Source organism: Pelagicoccus sp. SDUM812002, from assembly GCF_031127835.1.
Lineage (GTDB): Bacteria > Verrucomicrobiota > Verrucomicrobiia > Opitutales > Opitutaceae > Pelagicoccus.
The window spans coordinates 419,113-432,167 of record NZ_JARXHX010000003.1 but is presented as its reverse complement, the minus strand read 5'-3'; the positions used below and the strand labels follow the sequence as shown (position 1 = coordinate 432,167).

At 53.9% G+C, this 13,055-nt stretch carries 12 protein-coding genes; 6 read left to right on the top strand and 6 right to left on the bottom strand.

Annotated features, from left to right (window positions below; all coding sequences use genetic code 11):
- Window positions 1-116: 116 nt before the first annotated feature.
- Complete coding sequence (locus QEH53_RS07415; RefSeq protein ID WP_309022521.1) at window positions 117-365, top strand: hypothetical protein; 249 nt, start codon at window positions 117-119, stop codon at window positions 363-365.
- Between the two features lie 190 nt (window positions 366-555).
- A complete protein-coding gene (locus QEH53_RS07410; protein ID WP_309022520.1) occupies window positions 556-1,704 on the top strand; it encodes a hypothetical protein in 1,149 nt (382 codons plus the stop codon).
- 53 nt (window positions 1,705-1,757) lie between these two features.
- On the opposite strand, the gene QEH53_RS07405 is transcribed toward QEH53_RS07410, so the two are convergent.
- The 3 genes from QEH53_RS07405 to htpG all read right to left on the bottom strand — a co-directional run bounded on the left by QEH53_RS07405 (window position 1,758) and on the right by htpG (window position 5,876).
- The gene (locus QEH53_RS07405; RefSeq protein ID WP_309022519.1) at window positions 1,758-2,516 is read right to left on the bottom strand and encodes a hypothetical protein; all 759 of its coding nucleotides are present in this window, start codon (window positions 2,514-2,516) and stop codon (window positions 1,758-1,760) included.
- Window positions 2,517-3,803 (bottom strand): TonB family protein, encoded by a 1,287-nt coding sequence (locus QEH53_RS07400; protein ID WP_309022518.1) that lies wholly within the window; start codon window positions 3,801-3,803, stop codon window positions 2,517-2,519.
- A 225-nt stretch (window positions 3,804-4,028) separates the two neighbouring features.
- Window positions 4,029-5,876, bottom strand: a complete 1,848-nt coding sequence (htpG, locus tag QEH53_RS07395) for a molecular chaperone HtpG (protein ID WP_309022517.1) — start codon at window positions 5,874-5,876, stop codon at window positions 4,029-4,031.
- 225 nt (window positions 5,877-6,101) lie between these two features.
- Here htpG and QEH53_RS07390 point away from each other — a divergent pair, with 225 nt between their 5' ends.
- Both QEH53_RS07390 and QEH53_RS07385 read left to right on the top strand, forming a co-directional pair.
- Window positions 6,102-6,368, top strand: a complete 267-nt coding sequence (locus tag QEH53_RS07390) for a hypothetical protein (protein WP_309022516.1) — start codon at window positions 6,102-6,104, stop codon at window positions 6,366-6,368.
- A gap of 27 nt (window positions 6,369-6,395) precedes the next feature.
- Window positions 6,396-7,004: a YceI family protein gene (locus tag QEH53_RS07385; RefSeq protein WP_309022514.1), complete on the top strand. Its 609-nt coding sequence runs from the start codon at window positions 6,396-6,398 to the stop codon at window positions 7,002-7,004.
- Between the two features lie 131 nt (window positions 7,005-7,135).
- Here QEH53_RS07385 and QEH53_RS07380 read toward each other — a convergent pair whose 3' ends face one another.
- The 3 genes from QEH53_RS07380 to QEH53_RS07370 form a co-directional block, all read right to left on the bottom strand.
- Window positions 7,136-8,131 carry a chemotaxis protein gene (locus QEH53_RS07380; RefSeq protein ID WP_309022513.1) on the bottom strand — a complete coding sequence of 332 codons (996 nt, stop codon included), beginning with the start codon at window positions 8,129-8,131 and terminating at the stop codon, window positions 7,136-7,138.
- 264 nt (window positions 8,132-8,395) lie between these two features.
- Window positions 8,396-8,539 (bottom strand): hypothetical protein, encoded by a 144-nt coding sequence (locus QEH53_RS07375; RefSeq protein ID WP_309022512.1) that lies wholly within the window; start codon window positions 8,537-8,539, stop codon window positions 8,396-8,398.
- A 1-nt stretch (window position 8,540) separates the two neighbouring features.
- Complete coding sequence (locus tag QEH53_RS07370; RefSeq protein WP_309022511.1) at window positions 8,541-10,292, bottom strand: sodium:calcium symporter; 1,752 nt, start codon at window positions 10,290-10,292, stop codon at window positions 8,541-8,543.
- Between the two features lie 105 nt (window positions 10,293-10,397).
- On the opposite strand from QEH53_RS07370, the gene QEH53_RS07365 reads away from it, so the two are divergent.
- Entirely contained in the window at window positions 10,398-11,510 is a 1,113-nt protein-coding gene (locus tag QEH53_RS07365; protein WP_309022510.1) for an LptF/LptG family permease, read from the top strand.
- Between the two features lie 67 nt (window positions 11,511-11,577).
- Window positions 11,578-12,963: an asparagine--tRNA ligase gene (asnS, locus tag QEH53_RS07360; RefSeq protein ID WP_309022509.1), complete on the top strand. Its 1,386-nt coding sequence runs from the start codon at window positions 11,578-11,580 to the stop codon at window positions 12,961-12,963.
- Window positions 12,964-13,055 lie beyond the last annotated feature (92 nt).

Below are 13,055 nucleotides of genomic sequence, written 5' to 3'. Positions count from 1 at the left end.
GCCGTAAGAGAGGTTCGTAACAGTGCTTCTCCAAGAGTTTAGTTGAGGGCGACCAAGAGGTATGTCGGGCACGTGGGTGGTGGATTGGCGCAGGCTATGCAAGTCGGGGCAGCGAAATGATTAAGAAAATAGCGAACGAAACTGAAGGAGGTGTAGAGGTCAGCGAAAACGGAGAGTCGCCACCACCGCCTTACAATTTGAAACTGGATCCAGACAACGCGACGAGTCCTCTCAAATTTGAAGAACGATTGGAGGAAGGGCGGGAGCATTTTTTCCCCGAGGGTGGCCCTGAGGATCCCCCTGTCCGTGACTTCGAAAAAGAGTACGACTTTAAAGCGGAATCGAGCACCAAGGGTATCGGATAGTATGTTGCTTTCTAGTGCGTAAAGACGTTTGAAAATTGCACTCTGCAATAAGCGAATACGCGCCGCCTCGCAGTTTGCAATGTTGACTCGATTAGTAGTGAGGAGGATGTGGAACTATGAGAATTGCATCTAGCGAAACCCATTCCAAGCCGGCTACTAATAACCATCGAAAGAGAGGAAATTTTTAGTGATGAAAAAGCAATTACGGAGCAAAGGGCGTGAATATTTGAACGAAATGAACGAACAGAGCGGACCTTGCCTGACGGTTTCTCTGGAATGTGATGGTGGCGGAAAAAACTCTCAAATCCACAGGGATCGATTGCGTCGTGAATCGGTTCACATTTCAAAAGAGTCGGGCGCAGCCCCTGCGATTCGAACCATCCTTGCCAAGCTTGAATCGTTGGTCCACGACCGAGAGATGTGGGGAGGGGAATACCAAGGTGTATGTATCCATATTTCGGAACAGGTAACTCGTTTTTTGAAATTGCCTTACCCGCCGGTCGAAAAAGCGACGATCGAAGATTATTTCAGTATCCGACCTGCCGCAGATGCGATTGCGGCGCTAAGCGAATGGTTGGCTTTAGACGTTAGCTTGAAAGCTCCTCGCCTTTTTCGTTTTGATGGCGAGAGTGCTCGCCCTCTGAAGGATGTAGAGCTGCCGAGCAGCGTCAGGAGCTTTTCGGAAAATGGTGCTCTCGACAATGGGCAGAAAGCTCACGTTCGCAGTTCGAATGAGGGGGGTGCTCCTCACATGGTGAATCAGGGGATGAACGCCGCTAAGTCCCCTAGAGAGCTGAACGAAACGATCTTTATGAGAGAGATTGCCCATGCGCTAAACGATTTTCCTGAATCAAAAGAACTTCCTCTTGTAGTAATTGGTGATAAGCGGGTCGTGGCAGAGTTTTTGGATACATATAGCCACTCAGGCGGGGAAGTTGTTCGAGTAAGCAACGTGGAGGCACATCCGAGTCCTCGCCAAATTTCGAAAGTTTGCAGCGAGATTGCCTGGGAAGAACAACAGCGCCGTAAAGCGCAAGTGCTTGAGACAATTGAAGAGATGCGCTCTCGCGAAGGAATTTTCTCCAATAATGTCAGAGAGGTTTACGAGGCAGCCAAACAGGGTCGCATATCCGCTGCTGTACTCGCTTGCGATGACGACATTTGGTGCCGCATAGGCAAGGATGAGAGGCCTAAGTCCGCGAGTTCGGACGACGAAGACGCGTTCGAAGCCTTAGACCGCATTTATCTGGAAACGCTTCTCAAGGATGGCGATGCGATAGTAATGCCGGAAAGTGAGATTCCTGGGGGTAAGAGCGTAGCCGCGGTATTCAAGTGGTGAGGACGAGTTCTCAGGACTGAGAATGTCGCGACTCCACTTTGAGAGACAGGAATTTATTCGAAGTTCGTGTTTTCAAGGTTAACTCCGAGCTTCTCAGCGTATTCGCTAATTGCCTGCGGGGGGACCAATACTTTCCAGGTTGTATCGGGAAACTGGATAAGATCGAGTTTTACGGAATACGGAGAATCGAGATTCGAGGAGAAGAGCATGAAGACTTCTTTGGCTTCGTCGGTGATCTCTTTGTAAGCGGTTATTTGGGCGTGAGCCAAGGGAACTTGGTCGATGGTCATCATGGCCATCACGGTTTCGAGGTTGCCTTGTTCTTGGCGAACGGAGTTGGGTAGTTTTTCGAATAGTCGCTTCGCGAGGGATTCGCTTTCGGGCGAAAAGACGAGCGAGTCCTTCATTGTCTGAAGGTCGCCACTGGCGGCGGAGAATATGAGAGTTTCCACGCTTTCGTACGGGGTGGCGTAACCCTTATTACTCCATTGCTCGGGATCGAGTCCCTTGTGGTTGAGGGAGGAGGCGTCGGTGAAAGGTTGTTGTTCCTTTTTTCGTTGGGCAAGGACGTGCTCTCGTTTTTTCACACGCTCCTCGAGAGCGTTGATTTCTGCCTGTAATGAGTTGAGCGCAGCGGCTTCGCTTGGGTCTTTTTCGGGAATCGCTTCTTTTTTAACCTGTTGGTCTGGCGATTGTGGAATGCTTGTGTTGGCAGGACGTGAGTTCGAAGAATCGACGATTCGCGCAGCGAAACCGACAGCGACTGCAAGAGGGATGAGCCAAAAGGCCGAGGCGATACGAGGCGAAACCATCTAGAACCAGTTTTTTGTTTTAGGTTGTCCTTCGGCGGCGGAAGGGGTGAAGTGTATGGGGATTCGGACGTGGGTCTGGACGGCGGTTGAACCGATTCGGCCAGGCGTGAATTCGCTTTTTGCTACGGCTTTTAAGGCGCTTTCGGCGAAATCAGGGTGCGACGCTTTAAGCACTCGGAGGTCGCTGGTCTTTCCGTCTACTCCGAGAATGAACTCGACGACGGCCGAACCGGATTCTTGGGTCACTGCATGGGCAACTGGATAGTCCGGCATCATCATTGCCGTTGCTCGTGGTTTCATATCCAATTCTTTGATACTGTATACTTTTCCTCCCTGCGGTCTGCGGTGGTGCAGCTTTTGTATCTGGGATTCCACCTCCTTCAACCGTTGAGCCAGCACGGTGGCGTCTTGATCCAAGGCAGCATAGGCGATATCGATTTTGTCTAAGGTTCTAGTGGTCTCAGTGGGCTGGGGAACTTCCGTTTCCTCGTGAACGATAAGTAGCTGGGTGTCTTGGGCGACTGGATCCGCAGTCTCTGGGGTTGTTTGTTGTTCCAGCGCGAGTCCGGCTACGATAGTCGCCGCGGTCGCAACGAGGGGTAGTTTGAGAGCGGATACGAGTCCAACGGACGCTAGGCTTCCGATGTTCGCGAGGCTTACCGTTGCGACGCTTGTTGCCAGATGGGCGGGCAGGGAGCAACTGGCGTATCCGGTTAAGGCGGCGCTCAATGCAGTCGCAGTGGTGGCGATACCTCTTCCTTTGAAGCGGGTTTGGAGCTTGTCCAAGGCTCGGGAGACTTTCATGCGAGCGGCGTTTGGCTGCATGCCAAGACGTGTTCCGATGGTGTTGTAGTCCATCGATTCGAAGTAGCGGAGAAGGATGGCTTCCTGATCGGACTGCGGGAGTTGCTCGATGGATTCGTCGATGAACGCCTTCAGCTCCTCGCTTTCGTCGGAGACGGTTTTTTCGCTCATTTGTTCGTAGCGTCGTTCTTTTGCTGATTGGCGAGTCCGCGAGCGGACTATTTTGGCTGCGGTGAAACGGCTGGTCTTGAAGAGCCAGGCTTTCACGTTATCGTGGTGCAGGCTTTTGGCTTTGCGGGCGAGTTGGGCAAAAACGATCTGGCAGACGTCTTCCGCCAGTTGTGCATCGCCGCCGAGGCAGTTTTGAGCGACCGCGAAGACGATCTTTAGGTGCCGCTCGACGAGGAGAGTGAAAGCGGCTTCATCACATTTGGAATAAAAGCGACCGAGCAGTTCGAAATCGGATTCTTCTTGGAGAGGCATGGCTGAATAGGACTCTTATTTTAAGGGAGAGTGGTGCTAGAGTAGAGGTTTTGAGAGCTCTTGCACCCTATAATACCCGACGAGCCATTGAATCGCACACTGTCGCCGCAAAAATTATTTATTTTTCGGGGACATGATGAATCAGGCACGAAAAAGCCCGGATCGCGGGAGCGATCCGGGCTGGGGGAGATTGGGTTGTGTGTTCGCGAGCAAGCTCGCTCCTGCCTACTTGGTGGCGGCTTGCTCGAGGATCTGGTACATGCGGGCGACCATGTCCTTGGGGTCTTCCATGAGACCGGCGGCTACGAGGGCGTTGTCGAAGGACTGCTGGGCGATGAGCTTGGCGAGGCCTTCGTTGGATGCTCGCTGCGTATTCAGGTTTTTGATCAGCTCGTGGCGCGGGTTGATCTCGAAGAGCACTTCCATGGGCATGGGATTGTCTTGGCCCATCTGCTTCATCATGCGGCGCATCTGCGTGGACATGGCGTCGGGCGAGAGGGCCATGACTGGGCTGCTGACGAGGCGCTCGGAGACTTTGACTTCCTTGACGCGGTCGCCGATGGCGGTCTTGAGCCACTCGCAGAGGGCCTTGGCGTCGTCGTCTGAGAGAGCTTCGCCTTCGGGCTTGGGCGCGTCGTCGAGCTTGATGTCGCCTTGGTCCGCGGAGGTGAGCTCCTTTTCCTCGAAGGTGCCGAGGTTGGACATGACGTATTCGTCGATGGGCTCGTAGAGAAAGAGAACTTCGATGCCGCGGGCCTTGAAGCCTTCGAGGTAGGGGCCGGATTCGATGGACTCGCGGTTTTGACCGAGGATGTAGTAGATGGTCTTTTGCTCGTCCTTCATGCGGGAGACGTAGTCAGCGAGGCTGGTAGTCTTGCCCTTTTCGGTGACGGAGGACTCGAAGTAGAGGAGCTTGGCGAGGTCGTCGCGGTAGGTGAAGTCGGTGGCGACACCTTCCTTTATGTAGACGCCGAAGTTCTTGAAGAATTCCGCGTACTGCTCGGGACGCTTTTTGGCTTCTTCCTTGAGGAACTTGAGGTAGCGCTTGGTGATGACGCGGCTGAGCTTCTGGGTCAGGCCGTTGTCCTGCATCGTTTCGCGCGAGATGTTGAGCGGGAGGTCGGCGGAGTCGATGACGCCCTTGAGGAAGCGCAGCCATTCCGGGAGGAGCTCGGTCGGCTTGGAGTCGATGAGGACCTTGCGGCAGTGCAGGGCGACGCCAGGGTCGATGCGCGGGAAGCCGATGCGCTCCGGATTCGTCTTCGGGGTGAAGATGAGGGCCTTGATGTCGAGCGGGGCGTCTGCGGAGAAGTGCAGGCGGTAGTGTGGTTCGTCGAAGGCGTTGGCCTGGAACTTGTAGAACTCGGTGTATTCTTCGTCGGTGATTTCGGACTTGGAGCGGAGCCAGAGAGCGTTGACGGTGTTGATCTTCTCGTCGTTGAGCTTGATGGGGAACTGAACGAAGCTGGAGTAGCGCTTAATGATGTCCTTGATCGTATCGGCCTTTGCGTAGTCCTTGGAGTCGTCGTTCAGATGTATGACAATGCGGGCGCCCCGCTGTGTATCGTCGGACTCTTCGATTTCGTATGCTCCGACTCCGTCGGATGACCAAAGGTGGCCGGGCTCGTCTTTTTTCCAAGAGTGGGTGAAGACTTCGACCTTATTGGCGACCATGAATGCTGAGTAGAAACCTACGCCGAATTGGCCGATGAGGTCGGCGTTCTTCTCGCCGCCTTCTTTGAGGGCTTCGAGGAACTGTTTGGAGCCGGAGTGCGCGATGGTGCCGAGGTTTTCCACGAGCTCGTCGCGGGTCAGGCCGATACCATAATCCTGGATGGTGATGGTGTTGGCCTCCTCGTCGGTCTTGATGTTGATTTCAAGGTCGAGCTCGTCCTGGTGCACCTCCTTTTCAGTGATCTTCAGATGGCGTAGCTTCTCCAAGGCGTCGGACGCGTTGGAAATGAGTTCGCGGACGAAGATCTCCTTTTCGGTGTAGAGGCTGTGGATAACGATATCCAGCAGTTGCTTGATCTCAGCTTTGAATTCGTGCTTTTCAGTGTTTTGTGCGCTCATGATTAGATTTGCTAAGTGCTTAGTAAATTTAAGGGGATAATTGGCTAATCTACCGAGAGCAGGCTTCAAGCAGTAATTTGTTTCAGTTCCGGTATAAGGTAAGGACTCTGGAATGCCTCCGAGGTCGATATTCTGAATCTTGCATATTTCTTGCGCGGGCCGCGCATGCAGTTGGATGAGGGCCTCGTTAGGTGGGCGAAGCGGATTGTTTCGCTTTTAGCTCGGATGAAGGCACTTGCACTTAGACTAACAGGTATTGGAGCCATGGTGCTCTGTTTTTCGCTTTGGATGTACGGAGGAGCGCAGGTCGGCTTTTACAAGACCTTCTACCGGGTGGAAAAGTTCGATCCGATCATGGAGCTGAGCTACACCGAGGAGGTGAAAGCGTTCCTTCCCGGCGTCGAGACGCTCGCTTTGGGCTTTTGCGCTTTTGCTGCCCTGACAAGCATCAGTGCATTCATCGACCGCAAGAAGTCGTCCGCTCAGGTGTAACCACTTTTTCAACACCAAGATATAAATATGAAGAAATCCATCCTTAGTTTCGTTGCCACTGCTGCCTTTGGCTTCGCTCCGATCGTCAATGCGATCGAGTTCGATCTCGAAGATCCCAAAGGGGTCAACAATATCGTCTTTTTGCTCGATGCTCCGCTTGAGTCCATCAACGGGACCGCGACGGGAATCACTGGCTCGGTTTCCTTCGACCCCGCCAAACCAGAGGAAACCGTGGGGAATGTCGTGGTCGCTGTGGATTCTCTCTCGGTGGCGAACCCTACGATGGTTGAGCACATGATGGGTGGAAAGTGGCTGGCTGCTGACAAGCATCCGACAATCAATTTTGAAATGAAGGGGCTGAGCGATGTCTCGCAAGATGGTACCAAGGTCGAAGGCATGGCTCACGGAGTGATGACGATCAAGGGCGTGAGCAAGGAGATCAAGGTTCCTGTTTCATTGTCCTATCTCGAGGGGAAGCTAGCGGATCGTCAGCGCACTCCAGGTGACATCCTCGTCATTCGCTCGGAGTTCTCGGTTAAGCGCTCTGATTTCGGAGTGAATCCGGGAGATTCGGAGGACAAGGTTGCCGATGAGATTGAGCTCCGTCTCAGCTTAGGTGGTTTTGCACCTTACTGATAGGTTTTGTTTTAGTCGTAAGCTCAGCATGGGAAGTACGGCTCCTGTGCTGGGAATACAAATACGCCCGTCGCTTTCCAATGAAGGCGGCAGGCGTTTTTGCAATTATTTTTGAAGCAATCGCTAACGGACTATTGAAGCAAGTCGCCGATGCTATCTTCGCCCTGCACGATGAGGCGGTCGATGATATCCACGATCAGATTGACCTTCGGCTTGGTGCCCCAACCATTCGCTCCCACGGCTTTGCACTTAGCGATCATTTGATCGTTGATGAGTGAAGAGAAGACGATGACGGGAGTATCGAGCTTGAACTCGTGCTTCACGTTTTTGCAGAAAGTGAGTCCATCCATGACTGGCATTTCGATGTCAGTGAGAATGAGATCGTAATAGTCCGAGAACGGTTTTCCGCTCTCCTGCGATTCCGCGTGGGCGGCTGCGACTTTATCCAGCGCATCTTTACCGGTGGTCGCTAGGTCGACATTGGTGAACCCGACGTCCATCAACTGATTGTGTACCATCTTGCGGATCATTGCAGAGTCTTCCGCGAACAGGATCTTGATGTGGTCGCGCGGCTTGAATTCCTGCTCGATCTTAGCGATTTGGCTGTGATTGATCGACATGCCGAGGCGCGGGTTGATCAAAGTGAGGATATACTCGAGGTCGAGAATGAGGATCAGGCGATCTTCAAGCCGGATGATGCCGTTCACGTACGGATTTTCTTGTGCGAAATTGGAACTGATGGGTTCGAAGCTCTTCCACGATACGCGGTGGATGCGTTCGGCTCCATCTATGGCGAATGCGACGATCTGATCGTTGAACTGCGTCACCAGCATAAGGGCGCGGCTTGGATCTGGCTCTTCGTCGTAGATGCCGAGGATCGCGCGGAGGTCGATCACCATGATGGGCTGACCTCGGAAAGTGATGCTGCCGAGCACGCCGTTTGGCGGGCAGTCTGCGCGGGTGATCTTTAGCTGCTCTCGCTGGACGATCTGGTTTACCTTGGCGACGTTAACGCCGTAGTGTTGGCCAGCTAGGTTAAACTCGAAGACTTCTACTTCGTTGGTCCCGACCTCGAGGAGGATATCGGTCTTGGTGCTAGCCTTCGTTAGGGTGCTTTGCTGTGACATGTGCGATCGGTCGTTTCGTTGCTTTGGTCCACTACTGGTTGGTACTTTATACAGGAAGAGAGCTTGATGAGGGCTTTTACCGTCAGTTATCGGTCTGGCCGGCTTGTCCCTTGAGAGGTCTCGAGGCTTTTTTGGTTAAAAAAACTTAAGCATGATCTAAGTAGGAACCCTCAACTGGAGAAGGAGCGTCATCGCGCAAAAAGCCCGCCTCCGGAGAAGCGGGCTGAAATTGGGAATTTGGCAGAAACGCCGCGTCTTCCGCTACTACTTGTCAGGCGTATCAATATCGAAACCGTGTACTTTCTCTTCCTCGCCTTCAGTGGTGAGGACTTTCCAGATGCACCAGCTGAAGAGCGTAACTACAGAACCGATGGATAGGACCATTATGATGAGGCCGCCGATTGTCATGTCACTGTTCCTCCTTTTTTGGTTTGGATTGCTTTGAAAAGGCTCCGCCCGCTGTGAGCAAGAGGAGGAAGCCCGCCGTGAGAGTTATGAGCCCCACACTGTACCATGCTGTTTTGTTTGGCTCGATGAAGAGGTCCACGATGTAGGAGCTGTAGTTTCTTCCTTCATCGGTGAAGCTGAATCCAAGAACCTGGCTGTAGAACCAGGAGCCGAAGATTATAATGAGGAAAGCCGGGCTGACGTACTTCATGACGAACTTGAAGAAGTTCGGGATGCGGATGGCGGCGCCTCTGTGGGCGAGCTTGAAGCCTTCGTCGGTACCGATTATCCAGCCGAAAATAATGATTTCGACCAGTGCCAAGGTTACCATGAAGAGGTTGTTAATCCAGAAGTCGATAGTGTCTAGGGCTTTGACGTCCTTACTGAAGTAAACCACGAAGGCGCACCCCATCGCCGTGACGAATCCGAGGATAGCGACGGACTGCTTGCGGTTGATCTTCATGGCTTCCTCAAGAAAGGCGATACCCGGCTGAAGCATGGATAGAGAGCTGGTCACTGCGGCGAGGAAGAGGAGGAAGAAAAAGGCGAAGCCGAAGAACTGCCCACCCCACATCTCGGAAAAGATCATTGGCAGGACACGAAAGCCGAGGTCGAATGTGCCCATACCTGCGACCCCCGCAACACCGAGAAATGCGACGCCAGCTGGAAGGGTGATGAGGCCGCCGAGGCCGACCTCGCAGAGCTCGTTGGTACTGGTGGCAGCCAGTCCCGAGAGCACGACGTCGTCGTTCTTCTTCAGGTAGCTCGAGTAGGTGATGATGACGCCGAACCCTACGGAGAGGGAAAAGAATATCTGGCCAGCGGCGGCGAGCCAGAGCTGAGGGTTGCTCAACTGGTTGAACATATTGAGAGAGCGGAGCTCGAGATTGGGATCGTCGGCGGCTTTGGCTTTCGCGGCAGCGATCATGGTCTTACCGACGACTTCTCCGTCAGGCAGGGCGGTCCACGTCTCCTTTCCAGCGCTAGGTTCGGCGGTTTTTTCGAAGAGGACCATCTTTGTGGGGTTCCACATGTATCCGAGGCCGTTGGACACGCTTCGTCCAGGGTGTGTGTAGTCCGGAGTGCCAAGGGTTAGCACGCGGATGAGGATGATGACCGCGAGCACAAGCAACGTCGGCATGGCGTAGCGACAAAAGAGCTCGATGCCCTTCGAGATGCCGCGATAGATCAGAAAGAAATTCAGGGCGAAAACGAAAAGCAGAAAACCGCCGACTTGCTGCCAACCGAATCCGACGGCTGCTCCGTCCTCTGCGATACCGATAAAGGTCATCCAAAAATTCGTGGCCTTGTCGACGGTGTCGAACTTCATGTTGCCAGAGGCGAAATTCAGGGCGTATCCAAGACACCACGCCTCGATGTAGACATAGTACATGTAGATGACGACCGGTATGATGACTCCAATGACGCCGAGATAGCGGAACTTTCTCTTGCCCGTGATGATTCCGAGAATGCCAGGGCAGCTATTGAACCCACGCTGGCCGCCGGCGCGGCCAATGGCCCACTCAGCCCAGCAAATAGGGAGGCCGATAAGGCAAAGCGCCACGAGATAGGCGATCATGAAAGCGCCGCCCCCATATTGAGCGGCCAATCCAGGGAATCGAAGGAAATTGCCAAGGCCTACGGCACTTCCGGCAACGGCGAGGATGATACCGAGCCGGGAGTTCCACGACTCTTTCGGTGCTTGGGACGTCATTGCAAATGGGTTGTATTGAAGGGCTTGTGAAACGCCAGTCAAAACCCGCTGTCAAAAGCCGCTGGACTTCGCGGGCGTCGCTCGCAGTGTCTCTGGTCAATCCGCATGTATAGCGTCGCCGACAGATACGTTTTCTCAGAATGGCTCAAAGCCTTCGTGCTCGTTTTGGGCTCGATGTTTGGGCTGCTGATCCTCTTTGAGATCCAGGACAGCTTCACGGATCTGATCGGCTACGAGGCGAGCTCCATCCAAATCCTCAAGTACTACGCAGTCATCGCTCCGAGTTTCCTGACCATTACGCTGCCAGCCACCGTGCTCGTATCCATTTTGTACGCGCTAGGACAGCTGCACCGCTCGAACGAGTTTATCGCGCTGCGAGCGGCGGGCATGAGCGTCTTTCGCGTGACGCGTTCGATATGGCTGGCGAGCTTGCTAATCTCGGCGGGGCTCTGGTACCTCAACTCCAGCCTCATACCTTGGTCGGTCGAGCAATCCGACCAGCTCATCAAGACGATTCGCTTGGATAGTGAAGCAAAAAGCTTGAATACCGATGAAGTCGGCATTGTCGAGGGACTCGCTTTCGACAATCGAAATGAAAATCGCATGTGGTTTATAAACCGCTACAGCGAGTACAAGAAGGAAGCGTACGGAATCTCCGTCTCCATCATGGACGAGCAACGTCGAGAAGTGCGCCGCGTAATGGCACGTTACGGGTGGTACAACGAAGAAGAGGGCTACTGGTCGCTCTTCGACGGCCGCGAGCGTCTAGTCGATTTGGATACGGGCCGCGAGCAATGGCCGCCTTTCGAACGTCTCGAGGCCAAGGACCTGGACGACGACCCATCGCTAATGCTGCTTTTTGGCAAGCGTCCCAAGGACTTGTCCTTTCTCCAGCTGAAGCGGATTACCGACAACTTTAGCAAGGAAGACAATCCTTCGGTGCTTGCCTACGAGGCCCGACTGCACGCGCTCATGGCGAGCGCGGCGAGTTGCTTGATCGTGGCAGGAATCGCTATCCCTTTCGCCATTTCCGGGGTTCGTACCAACCCGGCGGTGGGTGTTTCCAAGTCGATTGGCTTGTTCTTCGTTTTCTACATTTTGACCAGCGTCCTCAATGCGCTTGGTCGAGAAGGATCGCTTTCGCCCGAGTTCGCCGCTTGGTCGCCGATGGTGATCATGATTGCCTTGGCTTACTTCCTGATGCGGCGGGTCAAGTGAAAGCGCTGAGCTTCGCGTACGCTACGGGTCTTGCATCCTCGGCTTTCTTTGATTGTTTTTGAGCCTTATGAAGCGACTGTTGATTGCCGATTTGATGAAGAGCGAGGGAGAGCAGGAGGAGATTCTCCTGCAAGGTTGGGTCCGGACCCGCCGCGATTCTAAAACTTTTTTCTTCCTCGAAGTGAACGACGGCTCCTGCCTCAAGTCCATGCAGGTTGTGGTTAGTGAGGACGCGGAGGGTTATGCCGATTCCAAAGGGATCACCACTGGTGCATCCGTCTCCGTGAAGGGTCGTCTCGTCGCATCCCAAGGAAAAGGCCAAATGTGGGAGATCCAGGCCAAATCGGTCGAGTTAGTAGGCGGTGCAGACGAGAGTTTTCCCCTGCAAAAGAAGCGTCACTCGAACGAATATCTTCGCGAAATCGCCCACCTGCGACCACGTACCAATCTTTTCGGAGCTGTATTCAGAATCCGGAGCAAACTGGCATTTGCCATACATCGTTTCTTTAACGACCGCCAGTTTTTCTACGTACATACTCCTATCGTGACGGCCAGCGACTGCGAAGGCGCGGGCGAGCTGTTTCGAGTTTCGACGCTCGATCCCAAGAATCCGCCGCTGAGCGAGGAGGGGGAGGTCGCCTACAAGGAAGACTTTTTCGGCCGTGCCGCGTATTTAACCGTGAGCGGGCAGCTTGAGGGAGAAACCTATGCCACGGCCCTCGGAAATATCTACACTTTTGGACCTACTTTCCGTGCTGAGAATTCCCATACCAGCCGCCACGCTAGCGAGTTTTGGATGGTAGAGCCGGAGATGGCGTTTTGCGACCTTGCCGGTGATATGGACCTCGCGGAAGAGTTTGTGAAGTCCGTCATCTCTGAGGTCATGGAGACCTGCGAGGAGGACTTGTCATTGTTCTTCAACTTCGTGGATAAAGAGCTCGAGCAACGGCTCGAGTTCGTGCTTTCGCGTCCCTTCCAGCGTGTCACTTACACTGAGGCGGTTGATATCCTTTTGGCGTCAGGCAAGACGTTCGACAATCGTGTAGATTGGGGTGTGAACCTACAGTCGGAACACGAACGCTACTTGACGGAGGAACATTTCAAGAGCCCGGTTACAGTCTACGACTACCCGAAGAACTTGAAGCCTTTCTACATGCGGGCGAACGACGACGGAAAGACGGTTGCGGCTATGGATGTCCTCGTTCCCGGGATCGGCGAAATTGTGGGCGGTAGCCAACGCGAGGAGCGTCTCGAGCTTCTGCTCGAGAATATGAAGCAGCACGGAATCTCCGAGGAGGACTACTGGTGGTACGTGGACCTGCGCCGTTATGGCAGCGTACCGCATGCTGGCTTCGGTCTCGGTTTTGAGCGCCTTCTCATGTTCGTGACTGGGGTGGGTAACATTCGTGACGTGATTCCCTATCCTCGTGTACCGGGCCATGCGGAGTTTTAGAATGGTAGGCTTGGAGCTCGTGCCGCGCCTCGCAATCCATGGAAATACGGTACGGCGCCAGCGCCGACGCTACAGAGAGGAATTGAAGCACT

Bases quoted from the DNA above. Each gene is read 5' to 3' on its own strand.
- QEH53_RS07370 (WP_309022511.1), bottom strand. From the start codon at position 10,292: ATGACGTCCCAAGCACCGAAAGAGTCGTGGAACTCCCGGCTCGGTATC.
- QEH53_RS07375 (WP_309022512.1), bottom strand. From the start codon at position 8,539: ATGACAATCGGCGGCCTCATCATAATGGTCCTATCCATCGGTTCTGTA.
- QEH53_RS07410 (WP_309022520.1), top strand. From the start codon at position 556: ATGAAAAAGCAATTACGGAGCAAAGGGCGTGAATATTTGAACGAAATG.
- QEH53_RS07390 (WP_309022516.1), top strand. From the start codon at position 6,102: ATGAAGGCACTTGCACTTAGACTAACAGGTATTGGAGCCATGGTGCTC.
- QEH53_RS07405 (WP_309022519.1), bottom strand. From the start codon at position 2,516: ATGGTTTCGCCTCGTATCGCCTCGGCCTTTTGGCTCATCCCTCTTGCA.
- QEH53_RS07365 (WP_309022510.1), top strand. From the start codon at position 10,398: ATGTATAGCGTCGCCGACAGATACGTTTTCTCAGAATGGCTCAAAGCC.
- htpG (WP_309022517.1), bottom strand. From the start codon at position 5,876: ATGAGCGCACAAAACACTGAAAAGCACGAATTCAAAGCTGAGATCAAG.
- QEH53_RS07380 (WP_309022513.1), bottom strand. From the start codon at position 8,131: ATGTCACAGCAAAGCACCCTAACGAAGGCTAGCACCAAGACCGATATC.
- asnS (WP_309022509.1), top strand. From the start codon at position 11,578: ATGAAGCGACTGTTGATTGCCGATTTGATGAAGAGCGAGGGAGAGCAG.
- QEH53_RS07400 (WP_309022518.1), bottom strand. From the start codon at position 3,803: ATGCCTCTCCAAGAAGAATCCGATTTCGAACTGCTCGGTCGCTTTTAT.
- QEH53_RS07385 (WP_309022514.1), top strand. From the start codon at position 6,396: ATGAAGAAATCCATCCTTAGTTTCGTTGCCACTGCTGCCTTTGGCTTC.
- QEH53_RS07415 (WP_309022521.1), top strand. From the start codon at position 117: ATGATTAAGAAAATAGCGAACGAAACTGAAGGAGGTGTAGAGGTCAGC.